Here is an 18,904-nt window from a genome sequence, read left to right on the forward strand (position 1 = left end):
ACAGAGTAGCGGGCGGGCACCGCCTAGCTCTTGGCGAGGAACTCCCGGTCGCGGTCCTGCACGCGGCGCGCGAGCGCGGCACGGAGCCGGTCGTGCGCGGCGAGCGACGGGTCCTCCGCGAGGAGCCGCTCGGCCAGCGCCCGCGCCTCCACGATCACGTCCGCGTCCTGCACCACCCGCAGCAGGCGGAGCGACGAGCGCCCGCCGGACTGCGAGTCGCCCAGCACGTCGCCCTCGCGGCGCAGCTCGAGGTCGACCTCGGCGAGCGCGAAGCCGTCGAGCGTCGCGGCGACCGCCTCCACCCGCTCGCGCGCGACCGTCCCCGCCTCCGCCGCCGTCACGAACAGGCACACCCCCGCGACGCCGCCGCGCCCGATGCGCCCGCGGAGCTGGTGCAGCTGCGAGACCCCGAACCGCTCCGCGTCGAGCACGACCATCATCGAGGCGTTCGGCACGTCCACGCCGACCTCGATGACCGTCGTCGACACCAGGACGTCGATCTCCCCCGCGGCGAAGGAGCGCATCACGGCGTCCTTCTCCTCCGTCGTCATCCGCCCGTGCAGCGCGGCCGACCGCCGCTTCCCGAGCAGCGGATGCGCGCGCACGCCCTCCAGCGTGGCCGCGACGGTCGTGAGCGGCGCGGCGGCGTCCTCCTCGGGCGGCTGCGCGCCCTCGGCGGGCTCCCCCGGCTCGATCGCCGGGCAGACGAGGTAGACCTGGTGCCCCGAGCGGATCTCCTCCTCGGCGCGCTCCCAGGCCCGCGCGATCCACGCGGGGTGGTCGGCGAGCGGGACCACGTGGCTCGTGATGCCGGGGCGCCCGGCGGGCAGCTCGCGGATGGTCGAGGTGTCGAGATCGCCGAAGACCGTCATGGCGACGGTCCGCGGGATGGGCGTGGCCGTCAGCACCAGCACGTGCGGCGGGGTGGCGCCCTTCCGGCGCAGAGCGTCCCGCTGGTCCACGCCGAAGCGGTGCTGCTCGTCGATCACGACGAGGCCCAGGTCGTAGAAGGAGACCGCGTCGCCGAGGAGGGCGTGCGTGCCGACGACGATCTTCGCCGTGCCCGAGACGATCCGGAGGAGGGCCGCGCGGCGCTGCGCCGCCCCCAGCCCGCCGGTGAGGAGGGTCGGCACCAGCTCGGCCGCGAGCTCCGGGCCGAGGGTCCTCGCGATCGAGCGGAGGTGCTGCCCCGCGAGCACCTCGGTGGGAGCGAGCAGCGCCGCCTGCCCGCCGCTCTCGGCCGTGGCGAGCATCGCCCGGAGCGCGACGAGGGTCTTGCCGGAGCCGACCTCGCCCTGCACCAGCCGGGTCATCGGGCTCTCGGCAGCCAGATCGGCGGCGATCTCGTGCCCCACCGCGGTCTGGTCCCCGGTGAGGGCGAAGGGCAGCGCGGCGTCGAAGCGCTCGAGCAGCCCGCCGGGGCCGGGCACGCGGGCGGTCGCGGGGCTGCTGCGCGCCGAGGCCCGGCGCTCGAGCAGGGCGAGCTGCAGGAGGAACGCCTCGTGGAAGCGGAGCGTCTCGCGCGCCTGCGCCTCCTCGCCCTCCCGCTGCGGGCGGTGGATCAGCTCCAGCGCCTCGCCGAGGCCCAGCAGCGAGCGGCCGGCGCGCACCTGCTCGGGCATCGGGTCGGGCACGTCGCGCAAGCCGTCCAGCAGCACGCCGATCGCGGCCTGGAGCTGCCAGCTCGAGATCGCGCTGGTCGCCGGGTAGATCGGGATCGGCCGCTCGGCCCAGTCCTTCGCGAGCTCACCGCCTCCCGTCTCCGTCGCTGCGGCCTCCTCGTCGTCGAACAGGCGGTAGTCGGGATGCGTGAGCTGCGGGGTGTCGCGGAACATCGAGACCGTGCCCGCGAAGATCCCGCGCACGCCGCGGTGGAGCTTCGCCGCGCGCCAGGGCTGTCCGAAGAACGTCAGCGAGAGCGTGCCCGAGCCGTCCGAGATGACGACCTCGAGCAGGGTGCCGCGCCGGTTGCGCATCGGCCGCTCGCGCACCTCGCGCACCTCCGCCACGATCGTCACGCTCTCTCCCACGGGGAGACGCGAGAGCGCCGTCAGCTCGCCCCGCTTCGCGTAGCGGCGCGGGTAGTGGCCCAGGAGCTCGCCGACCGTGCGGTACCCGAAGGCCTTCTCGACCGCGCTCGCCGTGCGCGGCCCGATCAGCGGCGCGAGCGAGGCGTCGAGGGGGTCCGGGATCACCTAGCGATCATAGGTCGGACCTCGGACGCGCGAGCCGGGCGACCGGGTCCAGCGCCGAGCGGGGCACGACCGACGCGAGCACCCGACGACCGGCACTCGCGGAGCCGCGGAGCGCGGCGGCCACGGCGGTCGCGTCGTCCCACGCCTCCGACTCGCTCGCGGACGGCGAGTAGCGCCGGCGCTCGACGCGCTCCCGGAGCCCCTGCAGACGTGCCGCCGCTCCGGGGTCGAGGGCGGGAGCCATGCGGGCCTCCTGCGCGCGCGGAGACTCCGTGTCCTCCACGGGGACGCCCAGGTCGCGGGCGGTCGCCAGCAGCTCGGCCCACGCGGCCTCGACGGAGCCGGAGCGCGCGGACCGGCGCCGCAGCGCGCGCTGGACGGCGCGCATCAGCCAGGGGACGAGCACGAGCAGCAGGAGCAGCACCCAGAGCGTGGCCGCGGGAGCCGCCGTGGTGCTCGAGGCGCCGACGGCACCGGGGGTCGGCGTCGCCGACGCGGCCGTCGGAGTGGGTGTCGCGGCGGGAGCGCTGGTCGCACCGGGCGCGGTGGTCGCGGTCGAGCCCGGGGCGGTGGGGCCCGAGGACGCCGTCGCGCTCGGCAGGGTGTAGGAGGCCGGAGCGCCGCGGCTGGGCGTCGGCTCGAAGGGCAGCCAGCCGACTCCCTCGAAGTACAGCTCGGGCCAGGCGTGCAGGTCGGAGGAGAGGACGCGGTAGGTGGTCAGGTCGCTGCCGCCGGAGGGCACGACGGAGCCGGGCTGGTAGCCGATGGCGAGCCGCGACGGGATCCCGAGCTCGCGCGCCATCACCGCCATCGCCGAGGCGAAGTGGACGCAGTAGCCCTCCTTCGTCGTCAGGAACGCCGAGAGCACGCCGACTCCGTCGCCGTCGTAGCCCTCCTCCGCGGGGGTGTCCTCGGAGTAGCGGAACTCGGACGAGCGGAAGTACGTCTGCAGCGCGCGCGCCCGGTCGTAGGCGGTCGGAGCCTCCGCCGTGACCTCCTCGGCGGTGGTGCGGACGATCTCGGGCACGTCGTCGGGGAGCGAGAGGTACCGGTCGACGCCGGACGGCGCGGGCGCGGCGAGCAGCTGCTGCGGGTCGGGCTCGAGCCGCAGCGCCTGCACCTGGTAGTCGTCTCCGGAGCGGGTCGTCGCGTCGCCGCGGATCGAGCCGTCCTGCACGTCCTGGAGCCAGCCGTCGCCGACGCCCGTCAGCGACGAGACCGGATACGGCACGGGGAGCCACTGGCTCCGCAGCGTCTCCACCGAGACGTCGACCTCCTCCGCCTCGCGCGGCACGCTCTCGGAGAGCCCCTCGGGCGCGATCGGCGCCTCGATCGGAGCGGTCTGCTCCGTCTCGCTCGGCGCCCAGTCGTCACCGTCGAAGTCCGAGACGGTCAGCACGCGGAGGTAGACGGGCAGGTCGGAGTCGGTGGCGTAGCGCAGCACGGTCACGGGGTTCGGGCGGCGCAGGTCCGCGCCGAGAGCGACCACCGGGTCGATCGCGCCGTTGAAGAGGCTGCCGGAGACGCCCGAGGGGGCGGTGGTGCGCGCGTAGCCTGCCGCCGACCCGGCGACGACTCCCGCGCCCAGGACGACGACGGTCACGGCCGCGAAGGCGGGCAGCACGGCCGCGGCCGCGCTCGGGCCGCTCGGGCGGCGAGGGGCGGCCGTGGCGGCGAGCACGCCCGCGTAGGCGAGCGCAGTGACGACGAGGCTCGCCCAGGACACCTCGGAGGGGTCCACGATCGCCGGCACCGCGAGCAGCGCCGCAGGGAACAGACCGGCCAGGGCGGGGAGGCGGACGGAGAAGGCGAACAGGTCGGCCGCCCAGGCGAGCACGACCACCCCGCCGATCAGGAGGAACGAGATGCCGTCGTCGGCGATGGCCGGGAGCCCCTGCTGGGCGATGGACTGGAAGCCGCCCTGCGCGAGCGCCTCCGCCTGCGCGACGGCGCCGGGCGTGGGGATCACGAACAGCAGGGCCCGACCGGGCACGAACATCGCGGTCAGCACGCCGACCATCGTCAGCGTGCCGAGGATCGGCGGGACGACGGGGTGCACGCGCAGAGCCCGGGCGGCGGCCGGGACGCCGAGCACCACGGCGACCGCGCTCGCGAGGAGCACCAGCCAGTCGACGCCGACGAGGAGCCGCCCGATCCCGGCGGCGGCGGCCGTGATCGCGAGGAAGAGCAGACCGCTCAGAGGAGCCGACCCGGCGCGCGGATCGCTCTCGACGCGGCGGCTCACGCCACCACCCGCAGAGCGAGGGCCTGCGCCCACGCCTCCTCGACGGAGGCACTCGGGTCGACGGACACCGCGTACCAGCCGAGCGAGGCGAGAGCCGCCTCCTCCTCAGCGGTGCCGGCGACGACGAAGGCGATCGCGGGGCGCGACTGCGCGGCCAGGGAGCCGAGGGCGTCGAGGTCCGACTCGAGGAGTCGGGTGAGGACGGCGAAGACCGGTCGCACTCCCCCGGTGTCGCGCATGTCGGCCGAGATCCGGGTCACCGCGTCGACCGACTCGCGCGAGGGCGCCAGCTCGGCCAGGCGCAGCAGCACGTCGTGCGCCACCTCGCGCTCGTCCTCCGAGTGCTCCGGCTCGCCGTCCGCACCCGTCTCGACGAGGTGGGTCTCGAAGCCGCGGTCGAGCAGGTGCACGGCGAGGGAGGCCGTCATCGACACCGCCCACTCGAGCCGGTCGTCGCCGCGCCGCTCGAGCACGCGCTCGGCCCGGGTCTCGAGGAGGATCCACGCGTGCGGATCGGTGTTCTGCTCGTCCTGGCGGACCATGAGCTCACCGGAGCGGGCGCTCGCCCGCCAGTGCACCCGGCGCATGGCGTCCCCCGGGCGGTAGTCGCGCGGGATCACGTCGTCCGTGCCGGCGCCGGCCGTCGCGTGCGCGACCGGGCTCGATCCGCCTGCTCCGTGCGCGTCCAGGACGTCGCTCTGGAGCGGCACGACCCGCGGAGTCACGACGAACGGCTGCGCAGCCCCCACGACGCTCTCGCGGAGCGCGAGCCCGAGGCCGTCGCCGCGCACCAGGCGCAGCGGGCCGATGCGGTGGATCCCGCGCCGCTCGGCGGGCAGACGGTAGCGGGCGCGCACGCGGCCGCCCGACGGGACGCCCGGCAGCCCGAAGACGCCCTCGGCGACCGGCCGGCCGACGACGACCCCGCGCTCCACGCGCTCGAGCCGGTCGTGGGCGCGCGCCCCGCTGCGGACGGCGCGGCCGCGGTTCTCGAGCAGCACGTCGACCTCCACCACGTCGCCGGCCGCGACGGTCTGGGGAGCGAAGCGGCGCTGCACTCGGAACGACGCCGGCGCCAGGAGCAGGGAGACGAGCGCGCCCAGGGGCAGGCCCAGCAGCACCAGGCCGACGAACAGCAGCTCGCGGAACTCTGTCAGCGGCGCGATCACCACTCCCGCGACGCCCAGCAGAACGAGCGCCCAGCCGCGCAGCGTCAGCGCGACCCCGCGGAGCGCGGGCAGACCGCCGAGACGGGACGACGGCGTCTCGGCGGCGCGGGCCTCAGTCGCCACGGTTGCCGAAGGGGACGGGGGTGGCCGCGACGATGCGCTGCACGATCTCGGTGACCGAGTGCGAGGATCCGGCGCCGGAGCGGCCGGGGAGGCGCGTGGCGGGCAGGAGGCGGTGGCCGAGCACGGGGACGGCGAGCGCGTCGACGTCGTCCGGCACCACGAAGTCGCGGTCGCTGAGGGCGGCGAGAGCTTTCGCGGCGGCGATCAGCTGGAGCGTGGCGCGCGGGCTCCCCCCGAGCCGCAGCTCGGGGTCGACCCGCGTGGCCTGCATGATCGCCACCACGTACTCCTGCACGGGTGGTGCGACGTACACGGAGCGCACGTAGGCCATCATCCGCTCGAGCTCGGCGAGGCCCACGACGGGCCGCAGCTCCTCGAGCGGGCTGGCCGAGTCGCGGGTGCGGATCATCTCGAGCTCGGCGCGCTCATCGGGGTAGCCGAGCGAGAGGCGGGCCATGAAGCGGTCGCGCTGGGCCTCGGGCAGCGAGTAGGTGCCCTCCATCTCGACCGGGTTCTGCGTCGCGATCACGGCGAAGGGGCGCGGGAGGAGGTGGGTGGTGCCGTCGACCGAGACCTGGCGCTCCTCCATGCACTCCAGCAGCGCCGACTGCGTCTTGGGCGAGGCCCGGTTGATCTCGTCGCCGATCAGGATGTTCGAGAAGACCGGGCCCGGCTTGAACTCGAAGTCGCGGGTCGCCTGGTTGTAGACCGAGACCCCCGTGACGTCGGAGGGGAGCAGGTCGGGCGTGAACTGGATGCGCGCGACGCTGCCGCCGACCGAGGCCGCCAGCGACTTCGCCAGGACCGTCTTGCCGGTGCCGGGGACGTCCTCCATCAGGAGGTGCCCACCGGCGAGGAACACCGTCAGCGCCATCGAGACCTCGGCCGACTTGCCGTCGATCACGCGGGTGAGGTTCCCGAGGACGGCGCCGCAGTGCGCCGTGAACTCCTCGCGGGTCAGGGGCGTCTCGGGAGCCGCTCGGCGGCCGACAGCGGAGCGGGTGTCTTCGAGCGACGTCATAGCTAGGGATTCTCGCAGTCCTGACGGGAAAAGGGTCCAGGTTCCGAGAGTTCGCAGTGTGCCGCCAGGCGGGAGCGCGCGGCGGCCGCCGGACGCCGTGGGCAGGGGTGCCGCCCTATGCTCGATCCGGTGACCAGGATCATCGCCGGATTCGCCGGCTCGCTCACCCTCCGGGTCCCGCGCGCGGGCACCCGCCCCACCAGCGACCGCGTGCGCGAGGCCGTCTTCTCGGCCCTCGAGGCCCGGGACGCCCTCGACGGCGCGACGGTGGTCGACCTCTACGCGGGCTCCGGCGCCCTCGGGCTCGAGTCGGCCAGCCGCGGAGCGAGCGCGGTCGTCCTGGTCGAGCGCGACCCGAAGGCCGCCCGGACCGCGGGCGAGAACGCACGGGCGATCGTGACCGCGGCTGCCAAGAACAAGCGGCCCGCCCCGCGGATCGAGGTGGTGACCGGCTCGGTCCGCTCCTTCCTCGACGGGTCCCCGGCCCTCAACACGGACACGGTGTTCCTCGACCCGCCCTACGACCTCGGCGAGGACGACCTCGCCGCCGATCTCGCCGGCGTGCTGCCGCTGCTGCGCGAGGACGCGGTGGTCGTCGTGGAGCGGAGCTCCCGCAGCCCGGAGCCGCGCTGGCCCGCGGGTCTGGAGCGGGAGCGGAGGAAGGACTACGGCGAGACCACGATCTGGTGGGCTTCACCGGCGTCGCCCGTCTCGCCCGCTTCCTCCGCGGCCGGCTGACCGGCCTCAGCCCGCCGCGCCGTCCCAGCCGAGGTACGGGTCCCAGCCCCCGCGCCCCTCGAGCGCGACCCCGCCCAGGCGCACCTCCGGGTCCCCCTCGCGGACGACCCCGAGCGGGACGAAGCCCTCCGGCAGCGCCGCGGCGGGCGGGAAGCACGCGAGCATCGCGTGGTCCTCGCCGCCTCCCAGCACCAACGCCCTCGCCAGGTCGAGGTCCACGCCCTCCACGCCCGTGAGCCCGCGCGCGTGCACGTCGACCTCCGCGGCATCGAGGTCGATCGCCACTCCGCTCGCACGCGCCATCCGACGGGCGTCGAGCACCACGCCGTCCGAGACGTCCATCATCGCGGTGGCGGTCCCGCCCGCGGCCTCGCCCGCGGAGATCGGCGCGGTCGGGCGCAGCTGCGCCTCGAGGAGGGACGGATGCCGCTCGCGGAGCCGGGCGGCGAGGTCGGCCGACGGCTCCCCGTCCCGCCGCGCCTGCTCGAACAGCAGGCGCAGCCCGAGCCCCGCTCGTCCCAGCGGACCGGCCACGGCGAGCACGTCCCCCGGCCTCGCACCGCTGCGGAGCACCGGCGGTCGTCCGTCGAGCGAGCCGAACGCCGTGATCGAGAGCGTCAGCGTCGCGGAGGCGGACAGGTCTCCCCCGACGACTCCGCATCCCGGCGCCATCGCGGCGCAGCCGGCGGCGAGGCCGCCCGCGATCCCCTCCAGCACGTCGACGCCCAGCGACTGGGGTGCCGCGAGCGCGACGACGAGCCCGGTGGGACGGGCCCCCATCGCCGCGACGTCGGCGAGGTTCGAGGCCGCCGCCTTCCAGCCCAGGTCCGCCGGGCGCGACCAGGCCAGCCGGAAGTCGGGGCCGTGCACCATCATGTCCGTGGTCACCACGAAGCGGCCGTCGGGAGCGCGCAGCACCGCGCAGTCGTCGCCGGGCCCGACCAGGGTCTCCGCGCCCGGGCCGCCGAGCCGGGCCAGCACCCTCGCGAGCACCTCGCCCTCGCTGAGCTCGGCCAGGGTGGGACTCCGATCCTCTGCCATGGTTCACACGCTAGCGTTGACGGCGATGTCCCCCCGCCGACTCCGCTCCCCCCTTCTCGCCGCCGCCGCCGTCCTGCTGCTCTCGGGCTGCTCGGCCAGCGTCGCCCTCGAGCCCGCCGCCGATGCGACGAGCACCGGCTGCGCGGAGGTCTCGGTGCGCCTGCCCGACGTGGTCGCGGAGCAGCCCGAGCGCGAGACGAACGCTCAGGGCACCGCCGCCTGGGGCACCCCGGCCGCCGTCATCCTCCACTGCGGAGTCGAGGTGCCCGGCCCGACGACGGACCTCTGCGTGAACGTCAGCGGAGTCGACTGGATCATCGACGAGACGCAGAAGGACGAGGACATCTACACGCTGACCACCTACGGTCGCGATCCCGCGGTGGAGATCACCGTCGACCAGAGCCGCGCGTCCGGATCCTCCGCCGCGCTCGACCTGGCGAACGCCGTCTCCTACGTCCCGCAGACGCGCGAGTGCACCGACGTCTCGGACGCCGACACCCTCGATCCGACGGACACGCCCACCGGCTGAGCTTCAGCGTCAGACGCCGAGGGCTCGACTCGCTGCGGTGAGCGCACCATCGGAGGTCGCCCCCAGCTCGCGCGCGCGGGACGCGAACACGGCGGCCGCGGCCTGCAGCTCGCGCTCCAGCGCGTCCACGCCTCCCGCGACGACCGTGCCCGCACGGCCGCGCGTCTCGACCAGGCCCGCCGACTCCAGCTCCCGGTAGGAGCGGGCGACCGTCCCCGCGGCGACGCCCAGCGTCTCGGCCAGCGCGCGCACCGGCGGCAGCCGCGTGCCGACCGGCAGCTCGCCCGCGGCGATCAGAGCGGTGATCTGCTCACGGATCTGCTCGAAGGGCGCCGCGGCCGCGCCCGCCTCGACGCGGAGCGCGAGCGCCGACGTCATCGGGCGGCGACCGGGACGCGGTCGAGCGCCGAGTCGAGCAGCTCGCTGATCAGGTCCGGGTAGTCCACGCCGCTCGCGCCCCACATGCGCGGGAACATCGAGACCGGCGTGAAGCCGGGCATGGTGTTGATCTCGTTGACGACGAAGCCGTCGGCGGTGAGGAAGAAGTCGACCCGGGCGAGGCCCTCGGCTCCGATCGCGTCGAAGGCGCGGATCGCGAGGGACCGCATCTCGGAGAGCTCGCCGTCGGTGAGATCGGCCGGGCAGACCAGCTCGATGCCGGACGCCCCGAGGTACTTCGCCTCGAAGTCGTAGAAGCCGCGGCCGGTGACGACCACCTCGCCGGCGACGGAGGCGCGGGCCGGAGCACCGCGGCGGCCGCCGAGCACGCCGATCTCTACCTCGCGGCCGACGATGCCCGACTCGATCAGCACCCGCGAGTCGTGCGCGAACGCCTCCTCCAGCGCGGCCTCGAGCTGCTCGCGCTCGTCGATCCGGCTGACGCCCACGCTCGAGCCGGCCCGCGCCGGCTTCACGAACGCGGGCAGGCCCAGCTCGTCGAGGGCCGAGGAGGCGTCGCCCGGGTCGGCGCGCCACTCCGCCTCGGTCACGAGGTACCAGGGCGCCACCGCGAGGCCTGCGGCCCGCAGCACCGTCTTGGTGAAGTGCTTGTCCATGCCGAGCGCCGACGCGAGCACGCCCGAGCCGACGTAGGGCAGCCCGACGAGCTCGAGCATCCCCTGGACGGTGCCGTCCTCGCCCCACGGGCCGTGCAGGATCGGCAGCACCACGTCGACCTCGCCGAGCGAGCGCGTCGCGCCGTCCTCGGTCGTCACGGTGAGCTCACGCGAGAGGGCCGACTCCGGCCAGCGCACACGGGAGCCGTCGTCCTCGACGCGGGGCAGCGACGCGGCATCGAGAGCGAACTTCTCAGGACGGTCCTCCTCGAGCACGAAGGCGCCGTCGGAGGTGATCCCGACGGGGATCACCTCGAAGCGGTCACGGTCGATCGCCCGCAGCACCCCGGCCGCCGTTGCGCAGCTGATCGAGTGCTCGCTGGAGCGCCCCCCGAACAGAACGGCCACGCGGAGCTTGCTGGTCATCGAGGTTCCTCTCACCCTGTGGCTCGTCCGAATCCGTGGTCAGGTGCGGCGCGATGTCCTTCGGATCGAGCGTACCGGCGAGCACCTGCGACACCTGCTCGACGATGGGCATGTCGACTCCCCTGGCGCGCGCCAGCTCGAGGACCGGCGCGACGGAGGCGAGCCCCTCCGCCGTCTGCTGCATCGACTTCACCACGTCGGTGAAGCTGTAGCCCTGGCCGAGCAGGCGCCCGGCCGTGTTGTTGCGCGAGAGGGACGAGCTCGACGTCGCGATGAGGTCGCCGAGCCCAGCGAGTCCGGCCATCGTCTCGGCCCGTCCGCCGTACGCGACCGCGAAGTCGGTCATCTCGGCGAGACCGCGCGTGATGATCGATGCCTTCGTGTTCTCGCCGTAGCCGACGCCGTCGACGATGCCGATCGCCACGGCGATGAGGTTCTTCAGCACGCCGCCGAACTCGGTGCCGATCACGTCGGTGTTGACGTAGGAGCGGAAGTAGCGGTTGGTCGCCGCGAGAGCCACCTCCTGCGCGGTGACGAGGCTCTCGGAGGCGATGACCGCCGCGGTCGGCTGCTCCTTGGCGATCTCGAGGGCGAGGTTGGGCCCGGAGGCGACGGCGATCCGGTCGAGAGAGACCGGCAGCATCTGCGCGATCACCTCGCTCATCCGCTGGCCGGTGCCCTTCTCGACGCCCTTCATCAGGCTCACCAGCACCGTGCGCTCGGTGAGGAACGGCGTGATCGCCTCGAGGTTGCTCCGCAGCGACTGCGACGGGATGGAGAGGTAGACGTGGTCCGCGCCCTCCAGCGCCTCCTCGATGCGCGGCGTGGCCCGGATGTTGCGCGGGAGGTTGATGCCGGGGAGGTAGTCGCTGTTGCGCTTGGCCTCGGTGATCTCGCGGGCCAGCTCGGCGCGGCGCGCCCACATCACGACGTCGGAGCCGCCGTCGGCGAGGATCTTCGCGAACGTGGTGCCCCAGCTGCCGGCGCCGAGGACGGCGACACGGCGGGGCACGGGGATGGGCGCCTTCCTACTGCTCGGACTCAAAGCGACCCGTGCCCTTCTGGTTGTGCTCGGAGGGGTTCCAGCGCTTCTCGGGCGCCGCCTCGCCGCGCAGCTCCTCGACCAGGGCGGTGATCGCCGCCATCACGACCGCGGAGGCCTCGTTGAGTGTGGCGGAGTCGAGGCTGCGTCCGCGGAAGGCGGACAGGTCGACGGGGTCGCCGACGATCACGTCGACGCGCTTGCGGCGGAAGAGGGTGATCCGCTTGGAGTAGCGGCCCATCAGCTGCTGCGCGCCCCAGTGCGCGACCGGGACGACAGGCAGGCCGTACTGCAGCGCCATCCGCACCGCTCCCGTCTTGCCGCGCATCGGCCAGAGCTCGGGGTCGCGGGTGAGGGTGCCCTCGGGGTAGATGATGACCGAGCGGCCCTCGTCCACGAGAGCCTTGGCGGTCTTCAGCGGCTCGCTGCCGCGGACCGAGCCCGAGCGCTCGACGGGGATCTGCCCGGAGCCGCGCAGGATCGAGCCGAGCACGGGCACCGAGAACAGCGAGGCCTTGGCGAGGAAGCGCGGTGCGCGGCCGGCGCGCCACAGGGTCCAGCCCGTGATGATCGGGTCGATCTCGCTGTAGTGGTTCGGCGCGAACACGAAGGCTCCGGTGCTCGGGATCCTGTCGCCGTTCCGGATCCGCAGGTCGACCGAGGCGGTCATCACGGGGATCACCGCCGCCGCGAGGAACCAGAAGATGGACGGACGGCTTCGCTCAGACACCCGCCCATCCTCGCATCCCGCATCGGAGGGGCCGCGTCCCCACGCCCGGGAGCAGCGGGGCCCCGCGGTGGGAGGAGCGGCCCGGCCGCCGGGTACGGTACCGGCACGCCCCGTCCGCGTCGCCGCCCGTCGCCGTGGGAAGCCGTCGGCCGAGCGCTCGGCCGCCTCGCCGACTCGCCGATCGCGCAGTCCGGCCTGGTGCTCCTGCTCGTGTGGGGAGTCGTGCTGCTCGCCACGCAGGCCGGACGCGACGCGGCCGCGCTCGGCGACGGCCTCCTGCTGACGCTCGCGGTCCTCGTCGGCGGCTCGGCGGCCGTCGCCCTCGTGATCGGCGGGGTCGACGCCCTCTGGCGCGTGGCGGTGGCACCGCTCGCCCACGTCGAGGCGGAGGCGACCGGCGGCGTCGCGGTCCTCGGACGCGGCCGGCTCGGAGCGGGCCCCGTCGTGTCGAGCCGCGGTTCCCGCTGCCGACGCTGCGGCCCTACGCGGTGGTCGTGCCGCGCCGCCGGGGACTGACCGTCTCCTTCGGCGACTGGGGCGTCGTCGTGCCCTGGGCGCGGATCGCGCGGCTGGAGCGCCGGTGGGTGCTGGTGGGCCTGCGTCCGCGCGAGGCCCTCGAGGTCGTCCTGGCCGGCACGCGGCGCGGACGCCTCACGCTGGTCCTGGTCGAGTCGCCCGGACCGCTGAGCCTCCGGCCCGCGCCGGAGACGACGCTCGCGCTCCTCGAGAAGCGGATCCGGGGACGCCTGGAGGAGGACGCGGAACCGCCCGCGTGGGGCGCGCCCGGGCGCGACAGGACCCCGGGCCGCTGAGGACGGTCGTCCTCAGCGGCACCGGGGTCCCGGTGGGCGGCTACGCGTCGAGCGAGAAGTCGGCGCCCAGCAGCTCGAGCTTGGTGAGGAAGTTCTCGTAGCCGCGGCTGATGATGCCGACGTTCGAGACCGTCGAGGTGCCCTCGGCCGAGAGCGCCGCGATCAGGTGCGAGAAGCCGCCGCGCAGATCCGGCACGACGATGTCGGCGCCGTGCAGCTTCGAGGGTCCCGAGATCACGGCCGAGTGCATGAAGTTGCGCTGCCCGAAGCGGCAGGCCTGCCCGCCGAGGCACTCGCGGTGGATCTGGATGGTCGCGCCCATCTCGACGAGCGCGTCGACGAAGCCGAAGCGCTGCTCGTAGACGGTCTCGTGCACGATCGAGACGCCCTTGGCCTTCGTGAGCGCCACGACCAGCGGCTGCTGCCAGTCGGTCATGAAGCCGGGGTGCACGTCGGTCTCGATGATGACCGGCTTGAGCTCGCCGCCCGGGTGGTAGAAGCGGATGCCGTCCTCGGCGATCTCGAACGCGCCGCCGACCTTGCGGAAGACGTTGAGGAAGGTGGTCATCTCCTGCTGGCGGGCGCCGCCGACGAAGATGTCGCCGTCGGTCGCGAGGGCCGCGGCCGCCCAGGAGGCCGCCTCGTTGCGGTCGAAGAGCGCGCGGTGGGAGTAGCCGGTGAGCCGGTCCACGCCCTCGATGCGGATCACGCGGTCGGTGTCGACCGAGATGATGGCGCCCATCTTCTGCAGGATGTTGATCAGGTCCATGATCTCGGGCTCGATCGCCGCGCCCGAGAGCTCGGTGATGCCGGAGGCGCGCACCGCGGTCAGGAGGACCTGCTCGGTCGCTCCGACGCTCGGGTACGGCAGCGACACCTTAGCGCCGTGCAGGCCCTCGGGTGCCGACATCCGGATGCCCGAGGGCAGCTTCTCGACGACGGCGCCGAAGTTGCGCAGCACCTCGAGGTGGTAGTCGATCGGGCGGTCGCCGATGCGGCAGCCGCCGAGGTCGGGGATGAACGCCTCGCCCAGGCGGTGCAGCAGCGGGCCGCAGAAGAGGATCGGGATGCGGCTGGAGCCGGCGTGCGCGTCGATGTCGGCGAAGTGCGCGGACTCGACGTTGGAGGGGTCGAGGATCAGCTCGCCCACCTCGGCGCCCTGCTTCACCTTGACGCCGTGGACTTCGAGCAGGCCCTTCACGACGCGGACGTCGCTGATGTCGGGCACGTCGCGGAGGGTGGAGGCGGTCTCGCCGAGCAGCGCCGCGACCATCGCCTTGGTGACCAGGTTCTTGGCCCCCTTGAGCTCGATCCGGCCCACCAGCGGTCGCCCGCCGTTGATGGTGATCCGCTCGGTCGTCATTCCCACCCGTGCTCCCGACGCCTTTGCGTCCTGCAGGGCCTTGGCGTCCTGAAGAAGTGTGTTCACGCTATTTCACCGGCAATGTCTTGGGCCGCCAGCTCTCGCGGCGGGTCTCGAATTCGGAAATGAGCGCTTCGTCGCGCAGGGTCAGGCCGATGTCGTCCAGGCCCTCGATCAGGCGCCATCGAGTGTAGTCGTCGATCTCGAAGTCGAAGGTCTCGCCACCGGCGGTGACCGTACGCGCAACCAGATCCACCGTCGGTTCTATTCCCGGGGTGCCCTCGATGATCTCCCACAGCCGCTCGACGTCGGGCTCCGAGACGACGGCCGCGAGCAGTCCCTGCTTGCCGGCGTTGCCCCGGAAGATGTCGCCGAAGCGGGGGGAGATGACGACCCGGAAGCCGAAGTCGCGCAGCGCCCAGACGGCGTGCTCGCGGCTGGAGCCGATGGCGAAGTCGGGGCCGGCGACGAGGATGCCGGCGCCGCGGTAGCGCTCCTGGTTGAGGACGAAGTCCGCGTCCTGCCGCCAGCCGTGGAAGAGCGCGTCCTCGAAGCCGGTCTTCGTGATGCGGCGGAGGTAGATGCCGGGGAGGATCTGGTCGGTGTCGACGTTGGCGCGCTTCAGGGGCGCGGCGATCGCGGTGACGGTCTCGAACTTCTGCACGGTCAGACTCCTGCTCTCTCGCGGACCGGCTCCAGATCGGAGGGACTGGAGAGGGTGCCGCGCACGGCCGTGGCCGCGGCGACGAGGGGCGAGACGAGGTGGGTCTTCGCCCCCTTGCCCTGACGACCCTCGAAGTTGCGGTTGGACGTGGAGGCCACGCGCTCCCCCAGGACGAGCTGGTCGGTGTTCATCCCGAGGCACATCGAGCAGCCGGCGAAGCGCCACTCCGCGCCGAACGCGGTGACGATCCGGTCGATCCCCTCGGCCTCGGCCTCGAGCCGCACCCGGGCGGAGCCGGGGACGACCATCACGCGGACGCCGGGGGCCTTGGTGCGCCCCTCGACGACGGCAGCGAAGGCCCGCAGGTCCTCGATCCGCGAGTTGGTGCAGGAGCCCATGAAGACCACGTCGACCGGGATCTCCTTCATCGGCGTGCCGGGCTCCAGCGCCATGTACTCCAGCGCTCGCAGAGCGCTGGCGCGCTCGTTCGGATCGTCGAGGACGTCAGGGTCCGGTACCGCCTGCGAGAGCGAGACGCCCTGGCCGGGGTTCGTGCCCCAGGTGACGAACGGCTCGAGCGCGTCGGCGTCGATCACGACCTCGGCGTCGAACACGGCGCCCTCGTCGCTCGGCAGCGTCCGCCAGTAGGCGACCGCGGCGTCCCAGTCCTCGCCCGCCGGAGCGTGCGGGCGGCCGTGCAGGTAGGCGAAGGTCGTCTCGTCCGGCGCGACCATGCCGGCCCGCGCACCCGCCTCGATCGACATGTTGCAGATCGTCATCCGGCCCTCCATCGAGAGCGCGCGGATCGCGGAGCCGCGGTACTCGAGGATGTAGCCCTGGCCGCCGCCGGTGCCGATGCGGGCGATGACCGCGAGGATGATGTCCTTGGCCGTCACCCCCTCCTTCAGCGTGCCCTCGACCGTGATCGCCATCGTCTTGAAGGGTTGCAGCGGCAGCGTCTGCGTCGCCATCACGTGCTCGACCTCGCTCGTGCCGATGCCGAAGGCGATCGCGCCGAACGCGCCGTGCGTGGAGGTGTGCGAGTCGCCGCAGACCACCGTGACGCCGGGCATCGTCAGGCCCAACTGGGGGCCGACGACATGCACGATGCCCTGCTCGACGTCGCCCAGGGAGTGCAGGCGGACGCCGAACTCGCCGGCGTTGCGGCGCAGCGCGTCGATCTGGGTGCGGCTGATCGGATCCTCGATGGGGCGTCCGATCTCGAGGGTCGGCGTGTTGTGGTCCTCGGTGGCGATGGTGAGGTCCGGCCGGCGCAGCGGGCGCCCCGCGGCACGCAGGCCGTCGAACGGCTGCGGGCTGGTCACCTCGTGCAGCAGGTGCAGGTCGATGTAGAGCAGGTCGGGAGCGCCGTTCTCGCCCGCGACGACGACGTGGTCGTCCCAGACCTTCTCGGCGAGGGTGCGCGGCTTCTCGGCTCTCCTGCCGGTCCCTGCTCCACTCGACGCGGGCGCGGCTGTGCCGGGTGTGGTCTCGATCATGACGGTTCCTTCTCCTCCTGGAGTCGCTGCTCGGCCGGGCGAGGCACCGCGACGAGGGAGGCCGTCAGTTCGAGGTCTCGTCGCGGCACGGAAGGAGGCGCGGGCCACTCAGCATGGACCGAGAATAGCACCGCGCTCCCCCGCCTCCCGGGCGGGCGAGGCACGGAGTCGCCCGGCTCAGGCGCGGGCGTCGAGCACGGCGTCGACGACGACGACGGTGACGTTGTCCCGTCCGCCGGCCTCGACCGCCGCACGCACGAGCGCCTGAGCGAGGTCGGCAGAGTCGCCGGAGTCGCGGCGGGCGAACAGGGCGGCGATCCGCTGGTCGGAGAGCTCCTTCGTCAGCCCGTCGGAGCAGAGCAGGTAGCTGGCGCGCGGCACGACGGGCAGCGTCCAGACGTCCGTCTCGACCTCCTCGTCGGCGCCGAGGGCGCGGGTGACGATGTTGCGGTCGGGATGCGACTCCGCCGACTCGGGGGTGAGCAGGCCGGCCGAGACGAGCTCCTGCACGGCGGAGTGGTCCACCGTCAGCTGCTGGAGTTCGGCACCGTCCCAGCGGTAGACGCGGGAGTCCCCGACGTTGAACAGCGCCCAGCGGGCCGGGCCCGCGGGCTCGGGGAGCACGAGCATCAGCCCGGTCAGCGTCGTGCCGCAGAGCGCACCGCCCACGTCGAGCGCGCGCACGGCCGTGTTGGCGCCCTCCACCAGGTCGAACACCGCGTCCACCGGACCCAGGCTCGTCGGCCGGTTCTCGCGCAGCGCCTCGACGGCGGCTGCGCTCGCGAGGTCCCCTCGTGCGTGCCCGCCCATCCCGTCCGCGACTGCCAGGAGCAGCTCGTCGGCGAGGAGGGCGTCCTCGTTGACGCGGCGGACGGCGCCGACGTCGGTGCTGCTGCTGACGGCGAGCCGCAGCGCCCCCTGGGGCAGGTCGACCGTGGTCGTCGTCATCGCGGGATCACTTCTCCTCGGCGGAGGACCGGGCGTCGTCCGCGACGACCTCGGGGTGCCCGTCGTGCAGCTGGATGTGGCGGTGCTCGCGGCGCATCTTCGCCAGGCTCGCCAGCGTCGCCACGGTCATGCTCAGCACGATGACCACGAGCGAGGTGATCGTGTCGATGTCCCACACCGGCACCGGCTCGCCCCCGTTGAGGAAGGGCAGGTCGTTCTCGTGCAGGGCGTGCAGGACGAGCTTCACGCCGATGAAGGCGAGGATGAACGCGATCCCGTACTTGAGGTACTCGAGCTTGTCGATCAGCCCGCCGAGCAGGAAGTAGAGCTGGCGGAGCCCCATCAGCGCGAAGACGTTCGCGGTGAACACGATGAAGGGGCTCTCGGTGATGCCGAAGATCGCCGGGATCGAGTCGAGCGCGAAGAGCAGGTCGGTCGAGCCGATCGCGAGGAACACGATCAGCATCGGCGTGAAGTGGCGCGTGCCGTCGATCGTGGTGCGGATCCTGGAGCCGTCGAACGAGTCCGAGATCTTGACGCGGCGGCGCAGGAGCCGGATGAGCAGGTTGTCGGTGCCCTCGTCCTCGTCCTCCGCGCCGAACGCCTGGTTCCAGGCCGTGTAGACCAGGAACGCGCCGAAGAGGTAGAAGATCCAGCTGAAGCTCTCGATGAGCTGCGCGCCGAGCAGGATGAAGACGCCGCGGAAGACCAGCGCGATGATGATGCCCACCATCAGCACCTCCTGCTGGAGCTTCGCCGGCACCGCGAAGCGGCCCATGATGATGACGAAGACGAACAGGTTGTCGACCGAGAGGCTGTACTCGGTCAGCCAGCCTGCGACGAACTGGCCGGCCAGCTCGCCGCCGCCGAGGATCAGCATCAGCAGCGCGAACACGAGCGCCAGCGACACGTAGAAGCCGACCCACAGCCCCGACTCCTTCAGGCTCGGCACGTGCGGGCGCTTGTAGACCAGCAGCAGGTCGGCGGCGAGGATCAGGCTCAGGACGACGAACGAGCCGATCACGAACCAGACGGGCAGATCGAGCATGAGGGCCTTCCGAGTGGGTGGGGGCCGAAAGTCTCTCCCCGGGGAGCGGACGGCCGTGCCGGTCCGCGTCACCCGTCCCGCCCCCGGCGCCGCGCAGGGGCGGTGCGTACTGACGGGAGCGGAAAGGCGGGATACTCCCCTTCGCGGATGCGATCCTAGCGCCGATCCGGCGGGATGCGGCCCCGGGGAGGCGGAGCGGGAACGAGGCGATCGGCGCGATGCGTCGAGCGGGTGCCGCGTGGCGAGCACCCGAGTG

Annotated in this window: 18 protein-coding genes; 4 read left to right on the plus strand and 14 right to left on the minus strand. The window is 73.3% G+C overall.

Features of this window, described 5'->3' with window-relative positions; genetic code table 11:
* Positions 1 to 23 precede the first annotated feature (23 nt).
* Genes C5C29_RS00130 through C5C29_RS00145 form a run of 4 tightly spaced genes read right to left on the minus strand, consistent with a single transcriptional unit; the run spans position 24 to position 6,753 of the window.
* The gene (locus C5C29_RS00130; protein ID WP_374953258.1) at positions 24 to 2,195 is read right to left on the minus strand and encodes an ATP-dependent DNA helicase RecG; all 2,172 of its coding nucleotides are present in this window, start codon (positions 2,193 to 2,195) and stop codon (positions 24 to 26) included.
* Positions 2,196 to 2,202: 7 nt separating this feature from the next.
* The gene (locus C5C29_RS00135) at positions 2,203 to 4,440 is read right to left on the minus strand and encodes a DUF3488 and transglutaminase-like domain-containing protein (protein ID WP_104223100.1); all 2,238 of its coding nucleotides are present in this window, start codon (positions 4,438 to 4,440) and stop codon (positions 2,203 to 2,205) included.
* A complete protein-coding gene (locus C5C29_RS00140; RefSeq protein ID WP_104223099.1) occupies positions 4,437 to 5,732 on the minus strand; it encodes a DUF58 domain-containing protein in 1,296 nt (431 codons plus the stop codon). Before C5C29_RS00140 ends, C5C29_RS00135 begins: the two co-directional genes overlap by 4 nt.
* The gene (locus C5C29_RS00145; protein ID WP_104223098.1) at positions 5,722 to 6,753 is read right to left on the minus strand and encodes a MoxR family ATPase; all 1,032 of its coding nucleotides are present in this window, start codon (positions 6,751 to 6,753) and stop codon (positions 5,722 to 5,724) included. Before C5C29_RS00145 ends, C5C29_RS00140 begins: the two co-directional genes overlap by 11 nt.
* A gap of 129 nt (positions 6,754 to 6,882) precedes the next feature.
* On the opposite strand from C5C29_RS00145, the gene C5C29_RS00150 reads away from it, so the two are divergent.
* Entirely contained in the window at positions 6,883 to 7,491 is a 609-nt protein-coding gene (locus C5C29_RS00150) for an RsmD family RNA methyltransferase (RefSeq protein ID WP_104223136.1), read from the plus strand.
* Between the two features lie 6 nt (positions 7,492 to 7,497).
* Here the strand turns inward: C5C29_RS00150 and thiL are convergent, their stop codons facing one another.
* Positions 7,498 to 8,532, minus strand: coding sequence for a thiamine-phosphate kinase (thiL, locus tag C5C29_RS00155; protein WP_104223097.1), 1,035 nt, complete (start codon positions 8,530 to 8,532; stop codon positions 7,498 to 7,500).
* Positions 8,533 to 8,557: 25 nt separating this feature from the next.
* On the opposite strand from thiL, the gene C5C29_RS00160 reads away from it, so the two are divergent.
* A complete protein-coding gene (locus C5C29_RS00160; RefSeq protein ID WP_104223096.1) occupies positions 8,558 to 9,061 on the plus strand; it encodes a DUF3515 family protein in 504 nt (167 codons plus the stop codon).
* Positions 9,062 to 9,070: 9 nt separating this feature from the next.
* Here the strand turns inward: C5C29_RS00160 and C5C29_RS00165 are convergent, their stop codons facing one another.
* The 4 genes from C5C29_RS00165 to C5C29_RS00180 are packed head-to-tail and all read right to left on the minus strand — an operon-like array spanning position 9,071 to position 12,254.
* Entirely contained in the window at positions 9,071 to 9,439 is a 369-nt protein-coding gene (locus C5C29_RS00165) for a GntR family transcriptional regulator (protein ID WP_104223095.1), read from the minus strand.
* The gene (locus C5C29_RS00170; RefSeq protein ID WP_104223094.1) at positions 9,436 to 10,542 is read right to left on the minus strand and encodes a D-alanine--D-alanine ligase family protein; all 1,107 of its coding nucleotides are present in this window, start codon (positions 10,540 to 10,542) and stop codon (positions 9,436 to 9,438) included. Before C5C29_RS00170 ends, C5C29_RS00165 begins: the two co-directional genes overlap by 4 nt.
* The gene (locus C5C29_RS00175; RefSeq protein WP_181027083.1) at positions 10,439 to 11,554 is read right to left on the minus strand and encodes an NAD(P)H-dependent glycerol-3-phosphate dehydrogenase; all 1,116 of its coding nucleotides are present in this window, start codon (positions 11,552 to 11,554) and stop codon (positions 10,439 to 10,441) included. Before C5C29_RS00175 ends, C5C29_RS00170 begins: the two co-directional genes overlap by 104 nt.
* A gap of 16 nt (positions 11,555 to 11,570) precedes the next feature.
* Positions 11,571 to 12,254, minus strand: a complete 684-nt coding sequence (locus C5C29_RS00180; protein WP_104307916.1) for a 1-acyl-sn-glycerol-3-phosphate acyltransferase — start codon at positions 12,252 to 12,254, stop codon at positions 11,571 to 11,573.
* 258 nt (positions 12,255 to 12,512) lie between these two features.
* On the opposite strand from C5C29_RS00180, the gene C5C29_RS00185 reads away from it, so the two are divergent.
* Both C5C29_RS00185 and C5C29_RS00190 read left to right on the plus strand, forming a co-directional pair.
* The gene (locus C5C29_RS00185; protein ID WP_104223092.1) at positions 12,513 to 12,830 is read left to right on the plus strand and encodes a hypothetical protein; all 318 of its coding nucleotides are present in this window, start codon (positions 12,513 to 12,515) and stop codon (positions 12,828 to 12,830) included.
* On the plus strand, positions 12,809 to 13,126 hold the full coding sequence (locus C5C29_RS00190; protein ID WP_146082227.1) for a hypothetical protein: 318 nt from the start codon (positions 12,809 to 12,811) through the stop codon (positions 13,124 to 13,126). Before C5C29_RS00185 ends, C5C29_RS00190 begins: the two co-directional genes overlap by 22 nt.
* Positions 13,127 to 13,166: 40 nt before the next feature.
* Here C5C29_RS00190 and murA read toward each other — a convergent pair whose 3' ends face one another.
* The 5 genes from murA to C5C29_RS00215 all read right to left on the minus strand — a co-directional run bounded on the left by murA (position 13,167) and on the right by C5C29_RS00215 (position 18,648).
* Positions 13,167 to 14,489, minus strand: coding sequence for a UDP-N-acetylglucosamine 1-carboxyvinyltransferase (gene murA / locus C5C29_RS00195; RefSeq protein WP_181067970.1), 1,323 nt, complete (start codon positions 14,487 to 14,489; stop codon positions 13,167 to 13,169).
* A gap of 67 nt (positions 14,490 to 14,556) precedes the next feature.
* Complete coding sequence (gene leuD, locus C5C29_RS00200; RefSeq protein ID WP_104223089.1) at positions 14,557 to 15,153, minus strand: 3-isopropylmalate dehydratase small subunit; 597 nt, start codon at positions 15,151 to 15,153, stop codon at positions 14,557 to 14,559.
* Positions 15,154 to 15,155: 2 nt separating this feature from the next.
* A complete protein-coding gene (gene leuC, locus C5C29_RS00205; RefSeq protein ID WP_104223088.1) occupies positions 15,156 to 16,652 on the minus strand; it encodes a 3-isopropylmalate dehydratase large subunit in 1,497 nt (498 codons plus the stop codon).
* A 177-nt stretch (positions 16,653 to 16,829) separates the two neighbouring features.
* Positions 16,830 to 17,600 (minus strand): PP2C family serine/threonine-protein phosphatase, encoded by a 771-nt coding sequence (locus C5C29_RS00210; RefSeq protein WP_104307891.1) that lies wholly within the window; start codon positions 17,598 to 17,600, stop codon positions 16,830 to 16,832.
* Between the two features lie 7 nt (positions 17,601 to 17,607).
* Positions 17,608 to 18,648: a TerC family protein gene (locus C5C29_RS00215; protein WP_104223086.1), complete on the minus strand. Its 1,041-nt coding sequence runs from the start codon at positions 18,646 to 18,648 to the stop codon at positions 17,608 to 17,610.
* Positions 18,649 to 18,904: the final 256 nt, after the last annotated feature.

The sequence above is a fragment of the Rathayibacter sp. AY1H2 genome, from assembly GCF_002931985.1.
In the GTDB taxonomy this organism is placed as follows: domain Bacteria; phylum Actinomycetota; class Actinomycetes; order Actinomycetales; family Microbacteriaceae; genus Rathayibacter.

Excerpts from the sequence above, each read along its gene's own strand:
- C5C29_RS00145 (WP_104223098.1), bottom strand. The coding sequence starts at position 6,753 with ATGACGTCGCTCGAAGACACCCGCTCCGCTGTCGGCCGCCGAGCGGCT.
- thiL (WP_104223097.1), bottom strand. The coding sequence starts at position 8,532 with ATGGCAGAGGATCGGAGTCCCACCCTGGCCGAGCTCAGCGAGGGCGAG.
- C5C29_RS00160 (WP_104223096.1), top strand. The coding sequence starts at position 8,558 with ATGTCCCCCCGCCGACTCCGCTCCCCCCTTCTCGCCGCCGCCGCCGTC.
- C5C29_RS00165 (WP_104223095.1), bottom strand. The coding sequence starts at position 9,439 with ATGACGTCGGCGCTCGCGCTCCGCGTCGAGGCGGGCGCGGCCGCGGCG.
- C5C29_RS00170 (WP_104223094.1), bottom strand. The coding sequence starts at position 10,542 with ATGACCAGCAAGCTCCGCGTGGCCGTTCTGTTCGGGGGGCGCTCCAGC.
- C5C29_RS00180 (WP_104307916.1), bottom strand. The coding sequence starts at position 12,254 with ATGACCGCCTCGGTCGACCTGCGGATCCGGAACGGCGACAGGATCCCG.
- murA (WP_181067970.1), bottom strand. The coding sequence starts at position 14,489 with ATGACGACCGAGCGGATCACCATCAACGGCGGGCGACCGCTGGTGGGC.
- leuC (WP_104223088.1), bottom strand. The coding sequence starts at position 16,652 with ATGATCGAGACCACACCCGGCACAGCCGCGCCCGCGTCGAGTGGAGCA.
- C5C29_RS00210 (WP_104307891.1), bottom strand. The coding sequence starts at position 17,600 with ATGACGACGACCACGGTCGACCTGCCCCAGGGGGCGCTGCGGCTCGCC.
- C5C29_RS00215 (WP_104223086.1), bottom strand. The coding sequence starts at position 18,648 with ATGCTCGATCTGCCCGTCTGGTTCGTGATCGGCTCGTTCGTCGTCCTG.